Annotated in this window: 20 protein-coding genes; 11 read left to right on the top strand and 9 right to left on the bottom strand. The window is 71.7% G+C overall.

Annotated elements, in window-relative coordinates; genetic code table 11:
* Positions 1 to 12: 12 nt before the first annotated feature.
* Both QFZ75_RS12465 and QFZ75_RS12460 read right to left on the bottom strand, forming a co-directional pair.
* Positions 13 to 1,041: a glycoside hydrolase family 6 protein gene (locus QFZ75_RS12465; protein ID WP_307536460.1), complete on the bottom strand. Its 1,029-nt coding sequence runs from the start codon at positions 1,039 to 1,041 to the stop codon at positions 13 to 15.
* 113 nt (positions 1,042 to 1,154) lie between these two features.
* Positions 1,155 to 2,138, bottom strand: coding sequence for a DUF5937 family protein (locus QFZ75_RS12460; RefSeq protein WP_307536458.1), 984 nt, complete (start codon positions 2,136 to 2,138; stop codon positions 1,155 to 1,157).
* 77 nt (positions 2,139 to 2,215) lie between these two features.
* On the opposite strand from QFZ75_RS12460, the gene QFZ75_RS12455 reads away from it, so the two are divergent.
* From QFZ75_RS12455 to QFZ75_RS12445, 3 genes are all read left to right on the top strand, one after another.
* Positions 2,216 to 3,556, top strand: coding sequence for an MFS transporter (locus QFZ75_RS12455; RefSeq protein ID WP_307536456.1), 1,341 nt, complete (start codon positions 2,216 to 2,218; stop codon positions 3,554 to 3,556).
* A gap of 10 nt (positions 3,557 to 3,566) precedes the next feature.
* Positions 3,567 to 4,076, top strand: coding sequence for a MarR family winged helix-turn-helix transcriptional regulator (locus QFZ75_RS12450; RefSeq protein ID WP_307536454.1), 510 nt, complete (start codon positions 3,567 to 3,569; stop codon positions 4,074 to 4,076).
* 67 nt (positions 4,077 to 4,143) lie between these two features.
* The gene (locus QFZ75_RS12445) at positions 4,144 to 4,482 is read left to right on the top strand and encodes a DUF3817 domain-containing protein (RefSeq protein ID WP_307536452.1); all 339 of its coding nucleotides are present in this window, start codon (positions 4,144 to 4,146) and stop codon (positions 4,480 to 4,482) included.
* 208 nt (positions 4,483 to 4,690) lie between these two features.
* Here QFZ75_RS12445 and QFZ75_RS12440 read toward each other — a convergent pair whose 3' ends face one another.
* Positions 4,691 to 5,314, bottom strand: a complete 624-nt coding sequence (locus QFZ75_RS12440; protein ID WP_307536450.1) for a TetR/AcrR family transcriptional regulator — start codon at positions 5,312 to 5,314, stop codon at positions 4,691 to 4,693.
* A 237-nt stretch (positions 5,315 to 5,551) separates the two neighbouring features.
* On the opposite strand from QFZ75_RS12440, the gene QFZ75_RS12435 reads away from it, so the two are divergent.
* The 5 genes from QFZ75_RS12435 (at position 5,552) to QFZ75_RS12415 (ending at position 10,449) form a co-directional block, all read left to right on the top strand.
* Complete coding sequence (locus tag QFZ75_RS12435) at positions 5,552 to 6,538, top strand: tetratricopeptide repeat protein (protein WP_307536449.1); 987 nt, start codon at positions 5,552 to 5,554, stop codon at positions 6,536 to 6,538.
* 623 nt (positions 6,539 to 7,161) lie between these two features.
* Positions 7,162 to 7,797, top strand: coding sequence for a DUF6230 family protein (locus QFZ75_RS12430; protein WP_307536447.1), 636 nt, complete (start codon positions 7,162 to 7,164; stop codon positions 7,795 to 7,797).
* Positions 7,798 to 7,904: 107 nt separating this feature from the next.
* Complete coding sequence (locus tag QFZ75_RS12425; RefSeq protein ID WP_307536445.1) at positions 7,905 to 8,459, top strand: DUF6114 domain-containing protein; 555 nt, start codon at positions 7,905 to 7,907, stop codon at positions 8,457 to 8,459.
* Complete coding sequence (locus QFZ75_RS12420; protein WP_307536444.1) at positions 8,449 to 9,777, top strand: hypothetical protein; 1,329 nt, start codon at positions 8,449 to 8,451, stop codon at positions 9,775 to 9,777. The genes QFZ75_RS12425 and QFZ75_RS12420 overlap by 11 nt, the downstream gene beginning before the upstream one ends.
* A gap of 123 nt (positions 9,778 to 9,900) precedes the next feature.
* Positions 9,901 to 10,449 carry a hypothetical protein gene (locus QFZ75_RS12415; RefSeq protein ID WP_307536443.1) on the top strand — a complete coding sequence of 183 codons (549 nt, stop codon included), beginning with the start codon at positions 9,901 to 9,903 and terminating at the stop codon, positions 10,447 to 10,449.
* Between the two features lie 78 nt (positions 10,450 to 10,527).
* Here the strand turns inward: QFZ75_RS12415 and pyk are convergent, their stop codons facing one another.
* From pyk to pta, 3 genes are all read right to left on the bottom strand, one after another.
* Positions 10,528 to 11,946: a pyruvate kinase gene (gene pyk, locus QFZ75_RS12410; RefSeq protein ID WP_307536441.1), complete on the bottom strand. Its 1,419-nt coding sequence runs from the start codon at positions 11,944 to 11,946 to the stop codon at positions 10,528 to 10,530.
* A 176-nt stretch (positions 11,947 to 12,122) separates the two neighbouring features.
* Complete coding sequence (locus QFZ75_RS12405; RefSeq protein WP_307536439.1) at positions 12,123 to 13,346, bottom strand: acetate kinase; 1,224 nt, start codon at positions 13,344 to 13,346, stop codon at positions 12,123 to 12,125.
* A complete protein-coding gene (gene pta / locus QFZ75_RS12400; RefSeq protein WP_307536438.1) occupies positions 13,343 to 15,535 on the bottom strand; it encodes a phosphate acetyltransferase in 2,193 nt (730 codons plus the stop codon). Before pta ends, QFZ75_RS12405 begins: the two co-directional genes overlap by 4 nt.
* 236 nt (positions 15,536 to 15,771) lie before the next feature.
* Here pta and QFZ75_RS12395 point away from each other — a divergent pair, with 236 nt between their 5' ends.
* Positions 15,772 to 16,797, top strand: coding sequence for an ATP-dependent 6-phosphofructokinase (locus QFZ75_RS12395; RefSeq protein ID WP_307536436.1), 1,026 nt, complete (start codon positions 15,772 to 15,774; stop codon positions 16,795 to 16,797).
* Positions 16,798 to 16,858: 61 nt separating this feature from the next.
* Here the strand turns inward: QFZ75_RS12395 and QFZ75_RS12390 are convergent, their stop codons facing one another.
* Positions 16,859 to 17,575 (bottom strand): helix-turn-helix domain-containing protein, encoded by a 717-nt coding sequence (locus QFZ75_RS12390; RefSeq protein WP_373465853.1) that lies wholly within the window; start codon positions 17,573 to 17,575, stop codon positions 16,859 to 16,861.
* Positions 17,576 to 18,054: 479 nt separating this feature from the next.
* Here QFZ75_RS12390 and QFZ75_RS12385 point away from each other — a divergent pair, with 479 nt between their 5' ends.
* Together QFZ75_RS12385 and QFZ75_RS12380 are read left to right on the top strand one after the other, a co-directional pair.
* Positions 18,055 to 19,464 (top strand): M1 family metallopeptidase, encoded by a 1,410-nt coding sequence (locus tag QFZ75_RS12385; RefSeq protein WP_307536435.1) that lies wholly within the window; start codon positions 18,055 to 18,057, stop codon positions 19,462 to 19,464.
* Between the two features lie 251 nt (positions 19,465 to 19,715).
* The gene (locus tag QFZ75_RS12380) at positions 19,716 to 22,106 is read left to right on the top strand and encodes a M4 family metallopeptidase (protein ID WP_307536434.1); all 2,391 of its coding nucleotides are present in this window, start codon (positions 19,716 to 19,718) and stop codon (positions 22,104 to 22,106) included.
* 49 nt (positions 22,107 to 22,155) lie between these two features.
* Here QFZ75_RS12380 and QFZ75_RS12375 read toward each other — a convergent pair whose 3' ends face one another.
* Both QFZ75_RS12375 and QFZ75_RS12370 read right to left on the bottom strand, forming a co-directional pair.
* Entirely contained in the window at positions 22,156 to 23,001 is an 846-nt protein-coding gene (locus QFZ75_RS12375; protein ID WP_307536433.1) for a carbohydrate ABC transporter permease, read from the bottom strand.
* A 1-nt stretch (position 23,002) separates the two neighbouring features.
* Positions 23,003 to 23,890, bottom strand: a complete 888-nt coding sequence (locus QFZ75_RS12370) for a carbohydrate ABC transporter permease (RefSeq protein ID WP_307544414.1) — start codon at positions 23,888 to 23,890, stop codon at positions 23,003 to 23,005.
* Position 23,891 lies beyond the last annotated feature (1 nt).

The raw sequence follows: 23,891 nt of genomic DNA, 5'->3' as shown, positions 1-23,891 counted from the left end.
CGCCCGCCCGGCCTACCGCGCCCCGGAGTTGCGGGCCAGGCCCAGCGCGTAGTCCGCCCACCACTGTCCCGCCGCGGGGCCGCCGCGGCACCGGCCGTCGGACTCCCCGGGCCGCTTGATCCACAGGTACGCGTCCACGAGCGGGTCGCCGGTGTCCGTGGTGGGCGCCGCGCCCAGCGCCCGGCCCGGCGGGTTGCACCAGGCCTGCGTGCGGTCGCCGTCGCGCAGCGGGCCGTTGCCGTTGCGGCTGGTGTCCATGACGAAGTGCTTGCCGCCGAGGGCCGCGGACAGCCGGCGCCCGTACTCCTTGATGGTGCCGTCCGTCTCGAAGTTGGAGACGTTCAGGGCGAAGCCGTCCGCGTTCGCCACCCCGGCGCGTCCGAGGGGTTCGACCAGTTTCTCCGGCTCCCGGATCCAGGCCGGGTTGCCCGCGTCCAGGTACACCTTCGTGCGCGGCTGCCGCTTCAGCCGCACGATCGCCTCGGCGAGCAACTGCTCGCGCTCCGCGTGGTAGACGCCCGGGGTGCAGCCGTCGACGACGTGGGCGACCGCGTCCGGCTCCAGCACCACCAGCGCGTCACTGTCGCCCAGCGCCCGAGCGAACCGCCCGATCCAGTCCCGGTAGGCGTTCGCGTCCGGCGCCCCGCCCGCCGAGTGCTGCCCGCAGTCGCGGTGCGGGATGTCGTACGCGACGAACACGGCCGTACGCCCTTCGCGGGCCGCCGCCCCGGTCGCCTCCCTGATCTGCGGTTCCGGACGGTCGCCGGCCGGCCACAGCGCGGCCGGCCGGTCGGCGATGCGCCGCAGCAGCCGGGCGTCGTTCCCGCGCCCCTGTCGCTCCCACGCCCGGACCTGCCGGGCGGCGGGGCTCGCCGGATCGATCCAGAACGGGGAGCCGGCGGCGGGGCTCGCCGCCGCGCGGGTCTCGCGCGCGAGGGCGGCCGGGTCGGCCCGGGGCGGGGACGAGCAGCCCGTCGCGAGTCCGAGCGCGGCGAGCGCGACGAGCGCCGCGAAGGTACGGGTACGGGTCGGCCGGAACATCCTGCCCCCTTGGGCGAAGGTGACCTTCGGTGACGGTTCCCGGTCATCGTGACATGGCGCGCCTGCCGGTCGGGGATACGACACCATGAGCCATCGTTGCAGCTCGGAGTAGGTCAGGCCGCGCCCGAGGCCAGTGCGATGCCGAGCGGTGTCCGCTCGTACCGCACCTGGTGGCCGTAGCGGTGCGTGACGAGCAGGCCGGCGTCGCGCAGCGTCGACAGATGCGCGGAGACGGACGAGGGCGCGAGGCCCAGACGGTGTGCGAGGGCCGTGGTGGTGGCCGGTTCCGCCAGCGCGGCCAGTACGGCGGCCCGGCCGCGGCCGAGCAGCCGTACCAGGGCTTGGGACGTGTGCTCCGACGGCTCGGTCCACAGGCCGCCGATGCCGCGCGCGGGGTAGACCAGCGTCGGCTGCCAGGGCGGGTCGAAGCTGCTCACCACGTCCGGCCAGGTGAAGGCGCTGGGCAGCAGCACCAGGCCCCGGCCGCCGAGTTCGCGTACGTGCTCGCCCCGGGAGTCGATCGTGAGGCCGCCCGCGGACCAGGCGACCCGCCGGTCCAGCTCGGGCAGCAGCCCGGCGAGGCCCACCTCGGCCAGGCGGCGCGAGTGGAAGGACACGTCGGCCTCCAGAAGGGCGCGCAGCCGCGGCCAGACCGGTTCGACGAGGGCGTGCCAGACCGTCTCCATCGTGTCCGCGAGCTCCCGGACCGCGCGGGCCGGGTCGTCGAGCATCGCCCGGCCGGCCGGGGACCCGGTGGCGCCGGGCGTGTCCGCGAGCGAACGCGCGATTTCGGCGCGGGCGACCTCGGGGCGGGTGGCGCGCACCGCCGCGATCTCCTCCTCGAACGAGGCCGCGGGCCCGATCGGGGGCGGCATCAGGCAGTCGGGGCTGTTCCCGCGCCGCGGCATCAGCAGCCACAGGGGGCCCAGCTCCAGTTCCGCCGCCGCGCCGCGGATGCGGCGCAGCCACGCCGAGTGGTAGCCGTGGCGCTCCGGGTGCTTGAGCGTGCGCACCGCCGCGTGCGTCTCCCACAGGGGGGACACCGCGAAACGGCAGTTGAGGAGGTCGTCCTCCCGGAAGAGGAGGTGGAACGGCATCGCGCCTCCCGGCGGCGGAAGATTCGGGCTGTGCCGAAACTCTAGGGCGCGGGGCGCACACACGTGACGCTCTGTCCATGCCAGAAGAAACACCGTCCGTGACGGCGGCGCCCGAGGCGCCGGGCGACGCGGGGCGGGGCGGATACCGCGCCGTCTTCGCCGTCGAGGAGTTCCGCGCCGTCTTCGCCGCGCACGCCCTGTCCCTGCTGGGCGTCGTCGTCAGCGAGATCGCCCTGACCGTCCTCGTGTACCGGCTGACGGGATCGCCGCTGCTCAGCGCCCTCGTCTTCGCGCTGGGCTTCCTGCCGTATCTCGTCGGCGGGACACTGCTGTCCGGCGTGGCCGACCGGTTCCCGGCGCGGCGGGTGCTTGTCGTGTGCGACCTCGTGTGCGCCGGGTGCGCGGTGCTGATGGCCCTGCCGGCCACCCCCGTCGCCGCGCTGCTCGCCCTGCGCTGCGTCATCGCGGCCGTCTCCCCGGTGTTCAGCGGCACCCGGACGGCCACGCTGGCCGACATCCTCGGCGGCGGCGACCTGTTCGTGCTCGGCCGTTCCCTGCTGCGGATGGTCTCGCAGAGCGCCGTGCTCCTGGGCTTCGGCCTGGGCGGCGTCCTGCTGGCCTTCGTGCCGCCGCGCGGCGCGCTGGGCATCACGCTCTGCACCTTCCTCGCCTCCGCGCTGCTCCTGCGGTTCGGTACCCGGCGCAGGCCCGCGCGGGGCGGCGGCGGGTCGCTGATGCGGTACTCGCTCGCCGGCGCCCGGCAGGTGCTCGGCGACCGGCGGATCCGGGCGCTGCTGCTGCTCCTGTGGGTGCCGCCGATGTTCGCCGTCGTGCCGGAGGCCGTCGCCGCCGCGTACGCGGACGAGCGCGGGGCCGGCACGGCCTGGATCGGCCTGCTGATGTGCGCGATGCCGGTCGGCACGATCGCGGGGGAGCTGTACGCCGGCGCCGCCCTGTCGCCGGCGGCCCGCTCCGGGATCGTGCTGCCCCTCGCCGGCTGCGGCCTGCTGCCGCTCCTCGCCTACCCCTTCCGCCCGGACCTCGGCTGGATCCTGCTCGCGCTGGCGCTCGCCGGGTCGACGGGCGCGTACAGCCTGGGGCTCGACCGCTGGTTCGTGGACGCGGTGCCGGAGGAACTGCGCGGGCGGGCCATGACCGTGCACACGGCAGGGCTGATGACCGTCCAGGGCGTGGGCATGGCGCTGGCGGGGGCGGCGGCCGAGCTGTGGCCGGTCGGCACGGTCGTGGGCGGGGCCGGCGCGCTCGGCACGCTGTGCTGTGTGCTGCTGGCGGCGGAGGTGCGGCGTACGCGCCGAGCGGACCGGAAGGCGGCCGGACGAGGGTGCGGGAAGGAGACCGGAAAGGGACCGCGTACCGAAACGCGAGACGGGGCTGACCACGATATGACCGGCCGGTAGGGTCTTTGCCGTGCCGAAGCCGCTCAGCCTTGCCTTCGATCCCATCGCCCGAGCCGACGAACTGTGGAAACAGCGCTGGGGGTCCGTGCCGTCCATGGGCGCGATCACCTCGATCATGCGCGCGCACCAGATCCTCCTCGCCGAGGTCGACGCGGTCGTCAAGCCGTACGGGCTGACCTTCGCCCGGTACGAGGCCCTGGTGCTGCTCACCTTCTCCAAGGCCGGCGAGCTGCCGATGTCCAAGATCGGCGAGCGGCTGATGGTGCACCCGACGTCCGTGACGAACACCGTGGACCGGCTCGTGCGGTCGGGGCTCGCCGAGCGGCGGCCCAACCCGAACGACGGGCGCGGCACCCTCGCCTCGATCACGGAGAAGGGCCGCGAGGTCTGCGACGCGGCGACCCGGGAACTGATGGCGATGGACTTCGGGCTCGGGGCGTACGACGCCGAGGAGTGCGAGGAGATCTTCGCCATGCTGCGGCCGCTGCGGGTGGCCGCGCGCGACTTCGACGAGGAGTAGCCCGCCGGACGGCGGGTGCCCGGGGGCGCCCGAAGATCGTGCCAAACCGGTGGTTACGCTCGGAGCCATGAAAAAGAGCGTGCTGACCCGCTACCGCGTCATGGCCTACGTCACCGGCGTCCTGCTGGTCCTGCTGGTCCTCGGCATGATCGGCAAGTACGTGCTCGACCTGGACGGTGCCGCGGACTTCACGCGGGTCGTCAGCGTCGCGCACGGCTGGCTGTACGTCGTCTACCTGGTCTTCGCCTTCGACCTGGGCTCCAAGGCGAAGTGGCCGGTGCCGAAGCTGCTGTGGGTGCTGCTGGCGGGCACGGTGCCGACCGCCGCCTTCTTCGTGGAGCGCAGGGTCAGCCGCGAACTGGAGCCGAAGGCGACGGACGGTCCGGGCGCGGTCGCCCGGGCGTAGGGCGTTTCTTTCGGATCGGCCCGGGTCCGCGGCGCCCGGCACGGTGCCTCGCGGTGTTGTCGCACGACCCGGGTACGCCCGGGTCCGCGGATCGTGCTCCGCCGTGCGACGCACCGCACCGGACACCACGGCCTGATCCGACCTGATCCAAAAGAAACGCCCCAGCCACCGCTCCACCCATCCGGCCCGGCCGGCCCCGGCGGCCCGCTCAGGTGGGCGGGGGCGCGGTCAGGCCGTTCAGCAGGAGGCGGGTGAAGTCGCGGGCCCAGTCGGTGTCGACGGGCTTCGCACTCACCAGGCAGCGGTGCACGACCGCGCCGGCGATCACGTCGAAGATCAGGTCGGTACCGCGGGCGGCCGTCTCCGGGTCGCTCTCCGCCGGCAGCTGTCCGCGGGCCTGCGCGCGGGCGCGCCCCTCCACGACGAGACGTTTCTGCCGGTCGACGATCGACGAGCTGATGCGCTCGCGCAGAGCGGCGTCGTCGGTCGACTCGGCGACCACCGCCATCAGCGCGGTCCGGGCCTCCGGGCGGTCCAGGATCGCCGCGAACTGGAGGACCACCCCTTCGATGTCCTCGGCGAGCGTCCCCCGGTCGGGCAGTTCCAGTTCGTCGAAGAGCGCCGCCACCGCGTCGACGACGAGTTCGTTCTTGCCGGCCCAGCGCCGGTAGAGCGTCGTCTTCGCGACCCCCGCCCGGAGCGCCACGTTCCCCAGGGTCAGCCCGGACCAGCCCAGTTCGACCAGGGCCGCGCGCGTCGCCGCCAGGATCGCCGCGTCGGCCTCGACGCTGCGCGGACGCCCCGTACGGGAGGCGGAGATGCGACGGTGCATGCGGGCGACCATATCCGGACGTTCCGCGGATGGGGATCGTGCGGACGGGTGAGGGAGATCACCGGAACGGGCTTCCCCCGGCCCGCACGGGACAGTTACGCTACGGCTCGTAGCGAAAGCGGCGACCGCACGGCGACGACCACGCGGTGCCGGGTGGGGACCCGGCGTCGGGAACACATATCAGGCCTGCTTTCGGAACGTTTTCACGTAGGCGCGCGGAGGGGGGAGGATAGGCGCATGCAGCCACGGAACATGTCCATGAGCGGAGTCGTCGACCTCGCCGCGGTGAAGGCGGCCCAAGAGGCCAAGGCGAAGGCGGAGCAGGCGCGCGCCGAAGCGGCACGGCAGGGCGGCGGGACCGTTCCCGCGGTGTCCGCGTCGAGCCTCGTCATCGATGTCGACGAGGCGGGATTCGAGCGGGACGTCCTGCAGCGCTCCACCGAAGTGCCGGTCGTCATCGACTTCTGGGCCGAGTGGTGCGAGCCCTGCAAGCAGCTGAGCCCGCTCCTGGAGCGGCTCACCGTCGAGTACAACGGCCGGTTCGTCCTCGCCAAGATCGACGTCGACGCGAATCAGATGCTGATGCAGCAGTTCGGCATCCAGGGGATCCCGGCGGTCTTCGCGGTGGTGGCCGGCCAGGCCCTGCCGCTCTTCCAGGGCGCCGCTCCCGAGGCCCAGATCCGGGGCACCCTGGACCAGCTCGTGCAGGTGGCCGAGGAGCGGTTCGGGCTCACGGGCCTGACCGTGGACCAGGACGCCGCCGCACCGGCGGGCGAGGCGGCGACGGCCCCCGCGGTGCCGGCCGGGCCCTACGACGCGCTGCTGGAGGCCGCGGTGCAGGCCTTGGACGCGGGCGATCTCGGCGGCGCCGTGCAGGCGTACCGGAACGTGCTGAGCGACGACCCGGGCAACAGCGAGGCGAAGCTGGGCCTCGCCCAGGCCGAGCTCCTGCAGCGGGTGCAGGGCGCCGACCCGCAGCAGGTGCGTAAGGACGCCGCGGACAGGCCCGCCGACGTGGGCGCGCAGATCGCCGCCGCCGACCTGGACCTGGTGGGCGGCCATGTGGAGGACGCGCTGGGACGGCTCGTCGACACCGTGGCGCGTACGGCGGGTGACGACCGGGAGGCGGCGCGCGTACGGCTGCTCGAGCTGTTCGAGGTCGTCGGCGCCGACGACCCGCGGGTGACGGCCGCCCGCAGGGCGCTGGCGCGGGCTCTGTTCTGACCAGTCGTTAAACGCCGGAGCCTGTGGTGCCCGGGTGAAGGATTTCGCCGACAGAGACACATTGCGGCCGCGTTTTGCCAAAACTTGGCAATCGCGGCCGCTGTTACTGGGAGTAAGTCGACAGCGTGGGTCTGTCGAAATCCGTCCGGAATTCCACCACTTTGGCCCCTCGTTCGAGGCCACCCTCAGTTGTCGGTGGACACCGACGGGTCGTCGTTCGGTTATCCGCCCGTTACTAGCCAGTAACGAACCCCCTTGTGCGGGCGGCGAGAATGCACCACGATCGGCGACGCTCGGTCCATTTCCCTTCCCCGACAGCCACTCGGGTCAGCGGGTTGTCTTGGGTCCCCACCGGGCAGGGACGGCGGCAGTGGTGCCGTCCCTTGGGCAGGGGGGTCTTCGCCGGTTCCGGCGGAGCCTGTCCGGCAGGTTGTGCGTGAAGTGTTCAGGCGCGACCAGTGGTTGTCGCTCGGGGGTGATCGCCGGTGATCCGGGTGCGTTGCGCGCCTCCGGTTCGGGGCGCTCTCCTTCCCGAGGACGTAGCACTTCTCCCATCCCTGCCCGGCTGAGCCGCCGTCTGGAGGCAGCCAGGGCCGGAGATGTACGTCCGAGAAGGAGGAAATATGGAGTCCCAGGTGCGTGGCGGGACCAGATGGAAGCGCTTCGCTGTGGTCATGGTGCCCAGCGTGGTCGCGACGGCCGCGATAGGTGTCGCCCTGGCTCAGGGCGCTCTCGCCGCGTCGTTCAGTGTGTCGGGTCAGTCGTTCAAGGTGACGGCGGACCGTCTCGACGGTACGGGCTTCTCTCAGTACGGAGCCATCGACCAGGGGTACACACTCAAGGGCGACAAGACGGCGCACCCGGTCGCGGTGTCGGCGTTCGAGAGCGCCACGATCACGAACATGTGCCAGTCCGTGGTCACCCCGAACATCCCGTTGCTCGGTTCCGTCACCCTGACGCTGAACGCGGGCGGCAAGGGGCACGACCCGGTCGAGGCCAAGCAGCTCTACATCGACGTCGAGGACCTCGAGGCGGACGCGACCTTCCGCAACATCGACATCGGTGTCGCGGCCAAGGACGCCAGCAAGGGTCCGGGGATCGCCAAGGGTGACCAGGCGAACCCCTACGGCTTCGCCCAGCAGGCCGACTCGGCCGTGCTGACCGGTGTGAAGCAGACGGCGTGGGCGACCACGGCCGGCACCTTCAAGCTCAGTGGCCTGAAGATGTCGTTCTCCAAGGGTGTCAACGAGTGCTACTGAGCACTCTCCGGGCGGGTGAGGGGGCCTGTGCCGCCTCGCCCGCCCGTCCCCCTACTTCGTAGTACGTGAACCTCTCAACGCAACGCCGTTCCAGGGAGCTGTTTTCCATGAGCGCCGAGACTCCTGCAGGGACTCCTGCCGCGCGCGGTCAAATCACCTACTGGCGGTTGCGGTTCCGTGCCTGGCGGGGTGGCCGTCCGTTCTGGGCCGGCCTGTTCATCCTGCTCGCGGGATTCCCGATCGCGTACTTCCCGTACGCGAACCTCCAGATCGGGCATCTGACGCTGGCCATGGCGACGACCGCGGGTGCCGGCTCGCTCATCATCGGGGTACTCCTGGGTGTTCTCGGACTCAGCCTCTGGTTCCAGAAGCATGTGCGGGTCTTCGCCGGTGTCGCGGCGATCCTGCTCGGGCTGGTCTCCATCCCCGTGTCGAACCTCGGCGGCTTCCTGATCGGTTTCCTGCTGGCCCTGATCGGCGGCGGGATGGCGGTCGCCTGGGTGCCGGGCGACGAGCCGGACGCACACCGGACCGGGACGGACCGTACGGACAAGGGAGGCGCTCCGCAGGCCGTACCGCCGGCCGCCGGGACGACCGAGCCGAACGATCTGTCAGGAACGAGCCCGGTCAACGGGGCGAACGGGAGGCACAGTGCCGGCTGACGAGGTCCACTACGCGGACTCCGCGGGCGAGACCCGTGCGAGAACCGGGCCGCGGCACGCAGCCCCCAGGAAGCCGCTCTTCACCAGGCTGCACGTGCCCGCGGGCAAGGCGATAGCCATCGCGTCGATGCCGACCGCCATCCTCATGGGCATGGGGTTCACGCCGACCCTCGCCTCGGCCGACGACAAGCCGTCGGCGAAGAACCTCACGATCGACGAGTACAAGGACTGCGTCGAGGCGCTGGACGACAGCAAGAAGGACGCCGACGAGGACAAGGACAAGGACACGACGGCGTCGCCGACCCCGTCGCCCTCCGCCTCGACGAGCGCTCCCGCCACCGACGACGGCCAGGACCCGTCCGGCGGCGACTCCGCGGGCGACGGCCCGGCGGGCGACGGCTCTTCCTCGGATTCAGGTTCCGAGGACGAGCCCGAGCCCTCCCCGTCCGCCTCCGCGAGCGCCCCGGCCGGATCCGGGGGCGGCGCGTCCACCCCGGCGCCCACGCCCTCGCAGAGCGGCGGCGGTCTCCTGGAGGGCATCGGCGACGCGCTCGAGGACATCCTCACGCCCGGCGAGAAGGAGTCCGCGACCCCCACCGCGGAGCCGTCCGCCACGCCGAGCGCCTCGGCGACGAAGAGCGCCTCGGAAGCCGCCGAGGACCCGAAGGACACCGCCGGCAAGGCCGATGACCCGGCGGGGGACGCGACCGACGAGGCGACCGGGCCGGCCGCGGACGCCACGGAGAAGGCGGAGGACGCGGCCGACGGGGCCACGGCCTCCCCGACCCCGACCCCGACGCCCAGCCCCTCCGCAAGCTCCACCACGGACCCGGACGACTGCCCGGCCGCCACGGACGACGAGGGCGGCGTCGAGACGGGCATCCCGGCCCTGGCCGACGACCCCTGGATGCTGGAGGCCAGCTCCCTGACGCTCAAGGGCGCCGACTACCAGGGCGTCGTCAAGGTGAAGACCGCCAACGGCTCGGTCAAGGAGGTCCTGAAGTACGTGATCTCCGACGGCACCGACATCGGCGACCTGCACCAGACGGTCGACGACAAGGACGCCGGGGTGCGCTACCACGTCCAGGCGGGCAGCGGCACGACGTCCACCATCAAGGACGGCAAGACGGTCATGTACACGGAGAGCATCTCGGGCAACCTGCTCGGGCTGATCCCGATCACGTTCGACCCGGAGCACCCGCCGCCGCTGAACATCCCGCTGATCTACTTCACGAAGGTGAAGGTCGTGCAGGCCGCCCAGTTCGGCGGCGACCTGACGATCCCCGGGATGCGGCAGTACAACACGCCGCTCGGCTAGACCCCTCGGTCCGGTTCGGGAGCCGCACAGGGCGGCGCCCCGGTTCTCCCGCTCGCGCGGGGGCCGGGGCGCTGCTGTGCTCCGGCCCCCGCACGGTGCAGGTGTTCGACCTGGAGCTCTGTGATGAGCCGTCTTTTCGACGAGCTGGACCGGCTGGACCTCGACGGACACGTGCGCCGCTGGTCGGCGCCGGAGGCCGCGCGAGCCGACGGCGACGTGAACCAGTGGCTGCTCGCGGCCCAGATGTTCGCCGCTCGGCTGCAGCAGGATCCCGTGGAGATGCCCGCCGGGCGGTGGCGCGCGGTCGGAGCGGCGTGGTCGGCTCTGATGGCGGCAGCCGAGCGGTCGGCCGGTCCGCAGGGCGGCGAATGGCTGATGCGTGACCTGTGGCTCAGGGCCTGGCTGCTGACGAACGTGGGGCCGCACCCGGACGTGCCCCTGCTCGACCCGCGGCCGCTGCTCGACCGGGCCCTGGACGCGCTGCCCGTGCGCCGTGAGGAGGCTGCCGAACTCGCCCCGCGCTGGAGGGAGTTGGAGCGCGGACAGATCCTTCGCCTCCGGCAGGCCAAGCGGTTGCTCGCGGTCACGCGTGCCGTGGCTCCCCACGTCGGGGACCATCCCCGGCGGGCCGAGCACGAGGCCTGGCAGCAGCTGGCCGACAACCTGCCGTAAGCGGCGCCGGAACGCACCGGGGCGCCCCCTGTGGTCCAGGAGGCGCCCTCGGTGGCGTACGCGTCGTACGGGGGCGGTTCAGGCGCCCAGGTGGTGCACGCGGACCATGTTGGTGGTGCCGGGGACGCCGGGGGGCGAACCGGCGGTCATCACGACGACGTCGCCCTCGCTGAAGCGGTTGAGCTTGCGCAGTTCGTTGTCGACCAGCTCGACCATCTCGTCGGTGCTGTTCACGAACGGCACGACGTAGGACTCGACGCCCCAGCTCAGCGCGAGCTGGTTGCGGGTGCCCTCCTCCGTGGTGAAGGCCACGATCGGCTGCGCCGCGCGGTAGCGGGACAGGCGGCGCGCGGTGTCACCCGAATCGGTGAAGGCCACCAGGCCCCGGCCGCCGAGGAAGTCGGCGATCTCGCACGCGGCGCGGGCCACCGAACCACCCTGCGTACGCGGCTTCTTGCCCGGCACGAGCGGCTGCAGGCCCTTGGAGAGCAGCTCCTGCTCGGCCGCGACGACGATCTTCGACATCGTCTTCACGGTCTCGATCGGGTACGCGCCGACGCTGGACTCGGCCGACAGCATGACCGCGTCCGCCCCGTCCAGGATCGCGTTGGCCACGTCGGAGGCCTCGGCGCGCGTCGGGCGGGAGTTGGTGATCATCGACTCCATCATCTGGGTCGCGACGATCACCGGCTTGGCGTTGCGCCGGCACAGCTCCACGAGGCGCTTCTGCACCATCGGGACCCGCTCCAGGGGGTACTCGACGGCCAGGTCGCCGCGGGCCACCATGACACCGTCGAAGGCCGCCACGACGGCCTCCATGTTCTCCACCGCCTGCGGCTTCTCCACCTTGGCGATGACGGGGACCCGGCGGCCCTCCTCGTCCATGATCTTGTGCACGTCGTTCACGTCGTGGGCGTCGCGCACGAAGGAGAGCGCGACCAGGTCGCAGCCCATCCGCAGGGCGAAGCGCAGGTCGTCGACGTCCTTCTCGGACAGCGCCGGCACGTTCACGGCCGTACCGGGCAGGTTGATGCCCTTGTGGTCCGAGATGACACCGCCCTCGATGACGATCGTCCTGACGTTCGGGCCCTCGACCTCGACGACCCGCAGCTCGACGTTGCCGTCGTTGATCAGGACCTGGTCGCCCTTGGAGACGTCGCCCGGCAGACCCTTGTACGTGGTGCCGCAGATCGACTTGTCGCCCGGGACGTCCTCGGTCGTGATGGTGAACTCGTCACCGCGCTCCAGCTCCACGGGGCCCTCGGCGAAGGTCTCGAGCCGGATCTTCGGGCCCTGCAGGTCGGCGAGGACGCCGATGGCGCGGCCCGTCTCCTGGGCGGCGGCCCGGACCCGGTCGTACCGGCCCTGGTGCTCGGCGTGCGAGCCGTGGCTGAAGTTGAAACGGGCCACGTTCATGCCGGCCTCGATGAGCGAGACGAGCTGTTCGTGGGAGTCGACGGCGGGGCCGAGTGTGCAGACGATTTTGGAACGGCGCATGGGGGCGATCCTATCGGTTTGTTTCGCTTCGGAATATTCCGGCTGGCGGAAGATACATATGGGCGGACGCGCGCTCAGGCGTGAATCCGACGGGCCATTCCCGGGCCGGTCTTTTCCGCGTTTCCGCTTTTTCCTCCGCTTTTCCACTGTTCATCTCGGCAACCGGCCACGCCCCGTCAGGCGTCGCCCTCCCGTACCAGCGCGTAGGTCTGGTTCGCGATCTCCAGTTCCTCGTCGGTCGGCACGACGGCCACCGCGACCCGCGCGCCCGGCGGCGAGATCAGCCGCGGCCCGCCGGACCGTACGGCGTTCAGCTCGCCGTCGACGGCCAGGCCCAGCCCCTCCAGGCCCGCGATCGCCGCCTCGCGCACGGGGGCGGAGTTCTCCCCGACCCCGGCGGTGAAGACGACCGCGTCGACCCGTCCCAGTACCGCGTAGTACGCGCCGATGTATTTCCTCAGCCGGTGTATGTAGATGTCGAAGGCGAGCCGGGCCGGCGCGGCATCCTCGGCGTCCTCGTCGATGCGCCGGCGGATCTCCCGCATGTCGTTGTCACCGCACAGCCCGATGAGCCCGCTCTTCTTGTTGAGCAGAGTGTCGATCTCGTCCGTGGACATTCCGCCAACGCGCGCCAAATGGAAGATGACCGCGGGATCCACGTCTCCCGAGCGCGTCCCCATCACGAGCCCCTCCAGCGGAGTGAGGCCCATGGAGGTGTCGACGCACCTGCCGCCCTCGACCGCCGACGCCGAGGCGCCGTTGCCCAGGTGCAGCACGATGACGTTCACGTCCTCGGGGGCCCGGCCCAGGAGACGGGCGCTCTCGCGGGACACGTACGCGTGCGAGGTGCCGTGGAAGCCGTACCGGCGCACGCGGTGCCTGTCGGCGGTCTCCACGTCGATCGCGTAGCGGGCCGCGGCCTCCGGCATCGTCGTGTGGAACGCGGTGTCGAAGACGGCGACCTGGGGCAGGTCCGGGCGCAGCGCCTGCGCGGTACGGATGCCGGTGAGGTTGGCCGGGTTGTGCAGCGGCGCCACCGGGATGAGGCGCTCGATCTCGGCGAGGACCGCGTCGTCGACGACGGTGGGCCGCGTGAACCGCTTGCCGCCGTGCACGACCCGGTGCCCGATCGCGGCCAGCTCGGGGGAGTCCAGACCGAGCCCGTCCCCGGACAGCTCCCGCGCGACGGCCTTCAGCGCGGCCTCGTGGTCGGCGATCGGTCCGGTCGTCTCGCGGTCGTCGCCGCCCGACGCCAGCGGGGAGTGCTTGAGCCGGGAGGTCTGCTCGCCGATGCGCTCGACGAGGCCCGCGGCCAGCCGGCTGCCGTCGCCCATGTCGAGCAGCTGGTACTTCACGGACGAGGAGCCGGAGTTGAGGACGAGGACGCGGGTGGCGGTCACTGGGCGGAAGCCTTCGGGGTCGGAGTCGGGGTCGGGGTCGGGGTCGGAGTCGGAGTCGGGTTCGAGTCCGGGGCGCCGGTCGTGGACGGGTCCTGGTGCGCGGGGACGGCCGGGGCCGGGGGCCCGGCCTGGGCCTGGATCGCGGTGATGGCGACCGTGTTCACGATGTCCCCGACCAGCGCGCCGCGGGACAGGTCGTTGACCGGTTTGCGCAGGCCCTGCAGGACCGGTCCGACGGCGATCGCGCCGGCCGAGCGCTGCACGGCCTTGTACGTGTTGTTGCCGGTGTTGAGGTCCGGGAAGATCAGCACGGACGCCTGCCCGGCGACCTCCGACCCCGGCAGCTTGGTCGCCGCGACGGACGGCTCGACGGCCGCGTCGTACTGGATCGGCCCCTCGATCCGCAGGTCGCCGCGGCGGGCGCGGACCAGCTCGGTGGCCGTGCGCACCTTGTCGACGTCCGCGCCCGAACCGGACGTGCCGGTCGAGTACGACAGCATCGCGATCCGCGGCTCCACCCCGAACTGCGCGGCGGTGCCGGCCGACTGGACGGCGATGTCGGCCAGCTGCTCCGCGTCCGGGTCCGGGTTGACCGCGCAGTCGCCGTACACGAGGACCTTGTCGGCGAGGCACATGAAGAACACCGAGGAGACGATGGAGGCCTCCGGCTTCGTCTTGATGATCTCGAAGGCCGGCCGGATGGTGGCCGCGGTCGAGTGCACGGAACCCGACACCATGCCGTCCGCCAGGCCCTCCTGGACCATCAGCGTGCCGAAGTAGTTCACGTCCGAGACGACGTCGTACGCCAGCTCGACCGACACGCCCCGGTGCGCCCGCAGCTCGGCGTACCGCTCGGCGAACCGGTGGCGCAGCTCCGAGGTCTGCGGGTCGATGAGCTGCGCCGCGCCCAGGTCGATGCCGAGGTCGGCCGCCCCCTTGCGGATCCGGTCGACGGGGCCCAGCAGGGTGAGGTCGCAGACACCGCGGCGCAGCAGCACCTCGGCGGCGTGCAGGATGCGTGCCTCGGTGCCCTCGGGCAGCACGATGCGCCGCCTGTCGGAGCGGGCCCGCTCCAGCAGGGTGTGCTCGAACATCATCGGCGTGACGCGGCCGCTGCTGGGCGCCGAGACGCGCTTGAGCAGGTCGGCGGTGTCCACGTACCGCTCGAAGAGGCCGAGCGCCGTCTCCGCCTTGCGGGGCGTGGCCGCGTTCAGCTTGCCCTCCATGGCGAACAGTTCGGACGCCGTGAGGAAGGAGCCGGTCTCCACCGCGACCACCGGGGTGCCGGGGGCGAGGCGGGCGGCCAGGGTGAGGACGAGGTCGCTGGGACGCTCGTTCAGGGTGAGCAGCACGCCCGCGATGGGCGGGGTGCCGGCGCTGTGGGCGGCGAGGGCGCCCACCACCAGGTCGGCGCGGTCGCCGGGCGTCACGACCATGCAGCCGGGGGTCAGCGCGCCCAGGAAGTTCGGCAGCATGGCGCCGCCGAAGACGAAGCCCATCGCGTCGCGGGCGAGCCCCGCGTCGTCGCCGAGCAGCACCTTGCCGCCGAGGGCGTGCGTGACCTGGGCGACCGTGGGCGCGGAGAGCGCGGGCTCGTCCGGCAGCACGTGGCACGGCACGGGCAGGCGGTTGTCGAGCAGCCCGTGGATCTCCCCGCGGTCGGCGGGGGCGACCCGGTTCACCACCATCGCCAGCACGTCGCAGCCCAGGCCGTCGTAGGCACGGAACGCGTTGCGGGTCTCCGCGAGCACCGACTCGGCGGTCTGCCCGCGGCCCCCCACGACCGGGATCACGGAGGCGCCGAACTCGTTGGCCAGGCGGGCGTTGAGCGCGAGCTCGTCCGGGAACTGGGTGTCGGCGTAGTCCGTGCCGAGGACGAGGACGACGTCGTACGCGCGGGCCACCCGCAGGAAGCGGTCCACGAGCTGCGAGACCAGCTCGTCGGTGCCCCGCTCGGCCTGGAGCGTGGACGCCTCGTGGTAGTCCATGCCGTAGACCGTCGCCGGGTCCTGCGCGAGACGGTAACGGGCCCGCAGCAGCTCGAAGAGACGGTCGGGCCCGTCGTGGACCAGTGGCCGGAACACCCCCACCCGGTCCACCTGGCGGGTCAGGAGCTCCATGACTCCCAGCTCGATGACCTGGCGGCCGTCACCCCGGTCGATCCCGGTCACGTACACGCTGCGCGTCACGCGTGCTCTCCGTTTCCTCAGACGTCGGTCGGACCGCGGCCGGGTACCCTCGGCCGAGCCCTCTTGACAGTACCTCCGGGCATGGATAAGGCGCCCGTCAGGCCGGGGGCGCGGAAGGTCACGGAGGGCGCGGACGGCGGTCCCCTGTCGCGCGTGAAACAATCGGACCGGCTCTCACGTACCGAACCGCACGTATCGACAGTACGTAGCGAACAGCGAGCAGGAGACACAGCACGATGCGCATCGGAGTTCTCACCGCAGGCGGCGACTGTCCGGGACTGAACGCCGTGATCCGGTCGGTCGTGCACCGGGCCGTCACCCACTACGGCGCCGAGGTCGTCGGCTTCGAGGACGGCTACGCGGGACTGCTCGAAGGCCGTTACCGCTCCCTCGACCTGGACGCCGTCAGCGGCATCCTGGCCCGCGGCGGCACCATCCTCGGCTCCTCCCGCCTGCAGCGCGACCGGCTGCGCGAGGCGTGCGAGAACGCGCAGGACATGGCGCGCGAGTTCGGTATCGACGTACTGATCCCGATCGGCGGCGAGGGCACGCTCACGGCGGCGCGGATGCTGTCGGACGCCGGCCTGCCGGTGGTCGGGGTGCCCAAGACGATCGACAACGACATCTCGTCGACCGACCGCACCTTCGGCTTCGACACCGCCGTCGGGGTCGCCACGGAGGCGATGGACCGCCTCAAGACGACCGCCGAGTCCCACCAGCGGGTGATGGTCGTCGAGGTCATGGGCCGGCACGCCGGCTGGATCGCGCTGGAGTCCGGCATGGCCGCCGGCGCCCACGGCATCTGCCTGCCCGAGCGGCCCTTCGACCCGACCGACCTGATCAAGATGGTCGAGGAGCGCTTCGCGCGCGGCAAGAAGTTCGCGGTCGTGTGCGTGGCCGAGGGCGCGCACCCCGTAGAGGGCACCATGGACTACGGCCACGGCGCCATCGACCAGTTCGGCCACGAGCGCTTCCAGGGCATCGGGACGGCGCTGGCGTACGAGCTGGAGCGGCGCCTCGGCAAGGAGGCCAAGCCGGTCATCCTCGGCCACATCCAGCGGGGCGGCACGCCGACCGCGTACGACCGGGTGCTCGCGACGCGCTTCGGCTGGCACGCGGTGGAGGCGGCGCACCACGGTGAGTTCGGCCGGATGACGGCGCTGCGCGGCACGGACGTGGTGATGGTCCCGCTGGCCGAGGCGGTGACGGAACTGAAGACGGTCCCGAAGGACCGGATGGACGAGGCCGAGTCGGTCTTCTGAGGACCGGGCCCCCCTCCCCGTCTCCCGCCCGGGGACACGCACCGCCGGGCGGAGCGGGCCGTCAGCGGCCGCTCTCGTGCCGGACCGTCGACCAGAAGTGCTCGACGACGCGGTCCAGGAAGTCCCGGCCCGCGTCCTCGGCGTCGGCGGCCGCCACGTCGCGGCCCCAGCTCAGCGTCGTCACCATCTGCCCCTGGTACGCGGTGTGCATCGCCCGCAGCGCGTGCCCCACGGTCCGCCGCTCCATCGGCAGCAGCCTGGCCACCGGGCGGACGTACGCCTGCCAGCGTGTCGTGACCGCACCGCGCAGCATCCCCGCGAGCTTCGGCCCGAGCCCGGTGACCGTGACGCGGTCGGCCGGCGAGAGGGTGAGCACCTCGGCGAGCGCCGCAGACTGCCGCTCGCTGCCGCGCCACTCGTCCGCCTCCTCCATCCGTATGTACGCGAGGAGTTCGAGCCCCACGGCCCGCGCGACGTCGTCGGCCGCGAGACCCCGTACGACGCGGTGCTCGCGCAGGGTCCTGGGCGCGCCGACGAGTTCACCCGGAGAGCACCACAACACGCCCGCCAGCGCGGTCAGTTCACCGGTGCCCGGACTGGCCGAACCGCGTTCCCAGGCGACGACCAGGTCGGGTGTCACATGGGGCAGTCCGAAAGAGGTCCGCATCCCGTACGCGACGTGCTCGGGCCCCATGCCGAGGGCGGTGCGCAGCGCGCGGGCGGCCGGGGCGTCGAAGGGCAGGGTGGGCCGGGGGGTCGACTCTTGGTGCACGCGCACAACGTACGGGCCCGGGGCTGCGATGACTACGTTCTGTTCGGCCAGGATCACGGATTGTACGAAGCTACGGTTTCGGACGGGCGTCCGGTGGACCCGTGAACCGGCCGACGTGTCCGGATCCGGTGCGGCGTGCGCCGGCGGCCGTGACGTACCGGGCCCGCGGCGCTCCGGCATGCCGCGTGAGCAGCGCCGATGGGCAGGCGCGGGGACGCCCGCCGGCCGCGGGGCGGGCGCTCGCGGCCGGCCGGTGCCGAAGGGGCGTCCCCGTCCGCCCCTTCGGCGTGCGCCCGGCGGTCGCGCGCGGCATCGCGACGCGCGGCGCGAATCAGCCGGTGCCCGGTGCCCGGTGGCGGTGCTCGGTAATGGTCCATCCGGCGAGGGCCCGTGGTTTGGCAAAGTCATGTACATGTCCGTACGGAAGGCCGGAGAGTCTGCGTGACCGTTTCGTCTGATCGGCACACGATCGAAGGGGACGACACATGGCACTCCCGCGTCCGAGACGTTCGGCACGTTCCGTACGTGCAGTCGCCGCCGCCACCGCGGTGGCCTCCTTCTTCGCCGTCGCCGCCGGCTCCGCCCCCACCCCGGGCGCCCCCGGCGTCGGCGACCTGTATTTCCCGCTGCTCGGCAACGGCGGCTTCGACGCCCGCCACTACGCCCTCGACATCGCTTACGACCCCGGCACCGACCGCCTCGACGGGCGCACCACCCTCACCGCGCGCGCCACCATGCGCCTGTCGTCCTTCGACCTCGACCTGCAGCGACTGGAGGTCACGAAGGTCGAGGTGAACGGCAGGCCTGCCGCGTTCACGCGGGACGGCGACGAACTGCGCGTCACCCCGCGGGGCGCGCTCGCCAAGAACCGCGACTTCACGGTCACGGTCACCTACGGCGGCGTCCCCGAACCCCTCACCGGCCCGATCGTGTTCGGCTCGGACTACGGCTGGATGAAGACCGGCGACGGCGTCTTCGTCGCCTGCGAACCCAACGCCGCCTCCACCTGGTTCCCGTCCAGCGACCACCCGTCCGACAAGGCCACCTACGACATCCGCATCAAGGCCCCCAAGGGCCTGACCGGTGTCTCCAACGGCCGGCTCGTCTCGACGTACGACAAGGGCGGTTCGACGTACGCCCACTGGCGTGAGTCCCGGCCCATGGCGACCTACCTGGCGACCGCCACCATCGGGAAGTTCGACGTCAGGACCGGCCGGACCCCGGGCGGCACACCGATCTACGTCGCCGTCGACCCGACGCTGGCCGACAGCAACGCCGTCGACGTGTACGCCGTCACGGCCGCGGCGACCGACTACTGGTCGCAGGTGTTCGGGCCGTACCCGTTCGAGGAGACCGGCGCGATCGTCGACGACATGCCCGCCGCCGGGTTCTCCCTGGAGGTGCAGAGCAAGCCCGTCTACTCGGCCGTGCGCAGCGAGTCGACGATCGTGCACGAGCTGGCCCACCAGTGGTTCGGCGACTCGGTGTCGGTGGAGCGCTGGCAGCACATCTGGCTCAACGAGGGCTTCGCCACCTACGCCCAGTGGCTGTGGGCCGAACACCAGGGCACCCGCTCGGCGCACGACTCCTTCCTCGCCGCCTACGCCGCCCGCCCCGCCGACAGCGCCTTCTGGCAGATCGAGGTCGGCGACCCGCAGCGCGACACCATGTTCGCCTCGGCGGTCTACCAGCGCGGCGCGATGACGCTCCAGGTACTGCGCGAGCGCATCGGGGACACCGCCTTCTTCGAGCTCCTGCCGGCCTGGACGAAGCTGCACCGCTACGGCGACGCGAACACCGCCGACTTCGTCCGCCTCGCCGAGAAGGTCTCCGGACAGCAGCTCGACGACCTGTTCGGGACGTGGCTGTTCACGACGGGCAGGCCCGCTCTGTGACCCGTACCGCCCGTGTCCGTGCCCCGCGGCCCCTGCGGTAGAGGGATAACCCTCGTTCACCCTGCGTGCTGCTGACATGTACAGGTCAGCAGTGCGACCCTTCCCCCAGCCACGGCGCGGGTCCCCCAGCCCGCTCCGTGCCCTTGGGCCCGCACCCCCTGCTCAGCCTGCTCAGCTCGTCCCGGACAGCACATCCCGTCTGTCCGGGCTGTCACCGGCCGCCATCCGCGGCCGTCGCAGTAGGAGTACGAGTGAGACGAATCCCCCGCCGGGCGACCGCGGCCGGAGCCCTGGTGGCCACCGCCGCCCTGCTGGCCGTCGGTGTCCAGACCGGCCCCGCGTCCGCCGAACCCGCCGCCGCCCACCCCTCCCCCCTGCGCACCGGGGGACTGCAGACGAAGCTCAGCCCGGCCCAGCACGCCGCGCTGCTCGCGAGCGCGTCGAAGAAGACCCCCGCGACCGCCGGCGTCCTGGGCCTGGAGGCCAAGGAGAAGCTGGTCGCCAGGGACGTCGTCAAGGACCGGGACGGCACCCTGCACACCCGCTACGAGCGCACCTATGCCGGCCTGCCGGTGCTCGGCGGCGACCTGGTCGTGCACACCCCGCCCGCCGCCGACGCATCCGGCACGGTGAGCACCACCTTCAACAACCGGCGCACCGTCAAGGTCGCCTCCACCACCGCGACGTTCACCAAGACGGCCGCCCAGGGCAAGGCCCTCAAGGCCGCCAGGGCGCTCGACGCGGACGGGGCCACCGCCGACAGCGCCCGCAAGGTGATCTGGGCGGGCAGCGGCGCGCCCGCACTCGCCTGGGAGACCGTGGTCGGCGGCCTCCAGCACGACGGCACGCCCAGCCGGCTGCACGTGATCACCGACGCGAGCACCGGCAAGGAGCTGTACCGGTACGAGGACGTCAAGACCGGCACCGGCAACACCCAGTACAGCGGCACGGTCGCGCTGAGCACCACGCTGTCCGGTTCGACGTACCAGCTGTACGACACCACGCGCGGCGGACACAAGACGTACTCGCTCAACGGCGGCACGTCCGGCACCGGCAGCCTGATGACCGACGCGGACGACGTGTGGGGCAACGGATCCGGCTCCAACACCCAGACCGCCGGAGCGGACGCCGCCTACGGCGCCCAGGCGACCTGGGACTTCTACAAGAACACCTTCGGCCGCAGCGGCATCAAGAACGACGGCGTCGCGGCCTACTCCCGCGTCCACTACAGCTCGGCGTACGTCAACGCCTTCTGGGACGACAGCTGCTTCTGCATGACGTACGGCGACGGCTCGGGCGGCACCCACGCGCTCACCTCGATCGACGTCGCGGGCCACGAGATGAGCCACGGCGTCACCTCCAACACCGCGAACCTGAACTACACCGGTGAGTCGGGCGGGCTGAACGAGGCGACCTCCGACATCTTCGGCACCGGCGTGGAGTTCTACCTGAACAACTCCACCGACGTCGGCGACTACCTCATCGGCGAGAAGATCAACATCAACGGCGACGGCACCCCGCTGCGCTACATGGACGAGCCGGACAAGGACGGCGGCTCCTCCGACAGCTGGTACTCCGGCCTCGGCAACCTGGACGTCCACTACTCCTCGGGCCCGGCGAACCACATGTTCTACCTGCTCTCCGAGGGCAGCGGCAGCAAGACCGTCAACGGCGTCACGTACAACAGCCCGACCTCCGACGGGGTCGCCGTCGCCGGCATCGGCCGCGCCGCGGCCCTGCAGATCTGGTACAAGGCGCTGACGACGTACATGACGTCCAGCACCAACTACGCCGGCGCCCGCACCGCCGCCCTGAACGCCGCGACCTCCCTGTACGGGGCGAACTCCACCCAGTACGCGGGTGTCGCGAACGCCTTCGCCGGCATCAACGTCGGCAGCCACGTCACCCCGCCGACGGGCGGCGTCACCGTCACCAACCCGGGCAGCCAGTCCTCCACCGTCGGCACCGCCGTCAGCCTGCAGGTCTCCGCGAGCAGCAGCAACAGCGGCTCACTGACCTACGCGGCCACCGGCCTGCCCACCGGCCTGTCGATCAGCGGCTCCGGCGCGATCACCGGCACCCCGACCGCCGCCGGGACCTACAGCACCGTCGTCACCGTCACCGACAGCACCGGCGCGAAGGGCACCGCCAGCTTCACCTGGACCGTCAGTCCCACCGGCGGCGGCACCTGCACCCCGGCGCAGCTGCTCGGCAACGCCGGCTTCGAGTCCGGCGCCACCACCTGGACGGCGTCCAGCGGTGTCATCACCAGCTCCACCGGCCAGGCCGCCCACGGCGGTTCGTACAAGGCCTGGCTGGACGGCTACGGCAGCACCCACACCGACACGCTCTCCCAGTCGGTGACCGTCCCGAGCGGCTGCAAGGCCTCCTTCACCTTCTGGCTGCACATCGACAGCGCGGAGACGTCCACCAGCACCGCCTACGACAAGCTGACCGTCACCGCGGGCTCCACCACCCTCGCGACCTACTCGAACCTCAACAAGGCCACGGGGTACGTCCAGAAGACCTTCGACCTGTCCTCGTTCGCGGGGTCCACCGTCGCCCTGAAGTTCAGCGGCGTGGAGGACACCTCCCTGCAGACCAGCTTCGTCGTCGACGACACGGCGGTGACCACCAGCTGACCGACGAGCGGCGTCGGCACCACGGCCGGCGCCGGCCCTGGCGGGGCGGTCAGCCCTTGACCGCCCCGCCCAGCGCGAACCCGCCGCCCAGGCGCCGCGCCACCAGCACGTACAGCAGGATCACCGGCGTCGAGTAGATGATCGAGAACGCGGCGAGCTGCCCGTAGACCACCGTCCCGCGGTTGCCGAAGAAGTCGTTGATGCTCACCGACGCCGGCATCTGGTCCGGTGAGAGCAGCAGCATGAACGGGACGAAGAAGTTCCCCCACATCGCCACGAACGAGAAGACGGTCACCACCGCGATGCCCGGGCCCATCAAGGGCAGCACGATGCGCAGCAGCGACTGCAACGACGAGGCGCCGTCCGTCCAGGCCGCCTCCTCCAGCTCCTTCGGCACACCGTCCATGAAGTTCTTCATCAGCCAGATGGCGAACGGCAGCTGGGACGCGGTGAAGAAGAAGATCGTGCCCTGCATGGTGTCGATCAGGTTCACCTGGACGAACAGCGCGTACACCGGAACCATGATCGCGGTGATCGGCAGGCTCGTCGCGAAGAGGATCGTGAGCAGGAACGGCCGGTTCAGCCGGGACCGGAAGCGCGAGAGCGGGTACGCCGCCAGCGCCGCGCAGACCACCGTCAGCAGGGTCGCGCTGCCGCACAGCAGGAGGCTGTTGAGCAGCGGTGTGAAGGTGATGTCCGGCTTGAGGACCGCGTCGAAGTTGTCGAGCGTGACCCCGTCCGGCACCTTCACCTTCAGCCCGGCGCGCGGGTCGAGGGAGGACAGCACCACCCAGGCCAGCGGCAGGACGAAACCGGCCGCGACGCACAGGAGGCCCGCGTCGGCGGCGAGACGACGGGTGGCGCGGCGGGTGTTGAGTGTCGTACGCGCGGCCATCTCAGACCTCCGTCCGCAGCAGGCGCAGGTAGACCAGCGAGAACAGGGAGCCGACCACCAGCAGCAGCAGGGCGACGGCGGTCCCGTAGCCGATCATGCTCTTCTGGAAGGCCTGCTCGTACATGAAGAGCGGGAGGGTCTGGCTGCGGTTGCCCGGGCCGCCCCTCGTCATGACCCAGATGAGGCCGAAGACCGAGAGCGTCTGCAGGGTGTTGAGCATCAGGTTCGTGCCGATGGACCGGCGGATCATCGGCAGCGTGATGTGCCACATCCGGCGCCAGCCGCCCGCGCCGTCGACCTCCGCGGCCTCGGTGATCTCCTTCGGGATCTCGTTCAGGGCGGCCGAGTAGACCAGCATCGAGAAGGCCGTCCCGCGCCACACGTTCGCGAACGACACCGCCAGGATCGGCAGCGTGAACAGCCAGTTCTGGGACGGCAGATGCAACTGGTCGAGGATCGCGTTCAGCGTGCCCTCGCGGCGGAAGAAGGCGTACAGCAGGAAGCCGGCCACCACCTCCGGGAGCACCCAGGCGGTGACGACGATGCCGCCGGTGAGCGTACGCACCGGCTTCGACGCACGCTGCATCAGCGAGGCCAGGGCGAGGCCCAGCGTGTTCTGCCCGACGATCGAGCTGAGGACCGTGAAGACGAGCGTCAGCCACACCGCGTTGAGGAACGCGTCGTCCTTGAAGGCGGTACGGAAGTTGTCGAAGCCGGTGAAGGACGACTCGGCCTGACCGGTGAGCTGCAGGTCGGTGAAGGCGATGTAGGCGCAGTACGCGATCGGCCCGGCCAGGAAGAGGACGAGGAGGACGAGTGCGGGGGCGACGGGCAGGGCCCGGGTGAGGGTGCGCAGGCGCGGGGAGCGGGCTCCGCCCTCCTTGACCACC

Origin of the sequence: Streptomyces sp. V3I8 (assembly GCF_030817535.1) — a bacterium.
Classification (GTDB): domain Bacteria; phylum Actinomycetota; class Actinomycetes; order Streptomycetales; family Streptomycetaceae; genus Streptomyces.
Note: the sequence above shows the minus strand (reverse complement) of the source record. Positions and strands in the feature narration are given on the sequence as shown.

Coding starts and splice junctions, on each gene's coding strand:
- QFZ75_RS12465 (WP_307536460.1), bottom strand. CDS start 1,041: ATGTTCCGGCCGACCCGTACCCGTACCTTCGCGGCGCTCGTCGCGCTC.
- QFZ75_RS12460 (WP_307536458.1), bottom strand. CDS start 2,138: ATGCCGTTCCACCTCCTCTTCCGGGAGGACGACCTCCTCAACTGCCGT.
- QFZ75_RS12455 (WP_307536456.1), top strand. CDS start 2,216: ATGCCAGAAGAAACACCGTCCGTGACGGCGGCGCCCGAGGCGCCGGGC.
- QFZ75_RS12445 (WP_307536452.1), top strand. CDS start 4,144: ATGAAAAAGAGCGTGCTGACCCGCTACCGCGTCATGGCCTACGTCACC.
- QFZ75_RS12440 (WP_307536450.1), bottom strand. CDS start 5,314: ATGCACCGTCGCATCTCCGCCTCCCGTACGGGGCGTCCGCGCAGCGTC.
- QFZ75_RS12435 (WP_307536449.1), top strand. CDS start 5,552: ATGCAGCCACGGAACATGTCCATGAGCGGAGTCGTCGACCTCGCCGCG.
- QFZ75_RS12430 (WP_307536447.1), top strand. CDS start 7,162: ATGGAGTCCCAGGTGCGTGGCGGGACCAGATGGAAGCGCTTCGCTGTG.
- QFZ75_RS12425 (WP_307536445.1), top strand. CDS start 7,905: ATGAGCGCCGAGACTCCTGCAGGGACTCCTGCCGCGCGCGGTCAAATC.
- QFZ75_RS12415 (WP_307536443.1), top strand. CDS start 9,901: ATGAGCCGTCTTTTCGACGAGCTGGACCGGCTGGACCTCGACGGACAC.
- pyk (WP_307536441.1), bottom strand. CDS start 11,946: ATGCGCCGTTCCAAAATCGTCTGCACACTCGGCCCCGCCGTCGACTCC.
- QFZ75_RS12395 (WP_307536436.1), top strand. CDS start 15,772: ATGCGCATCGGAGTTCTCACCGCAGGCGGCGACTGTCCGGGACTGAAC.
- QFZ75_RS12385 (WP_307536435.1), top strand. CDS start 18,055: ATGGCACTCCCGCGTCCGAGACGTTCGGCACGTTCCGTACGTGCAGTC.
- QFZ75_RS12375 (WP_307536433.1), bottom strand. CDS start 23,001: ATGGCCGCGCGTACGACACTCAACACCCGCCGCGCCACCCGTCGTCTC.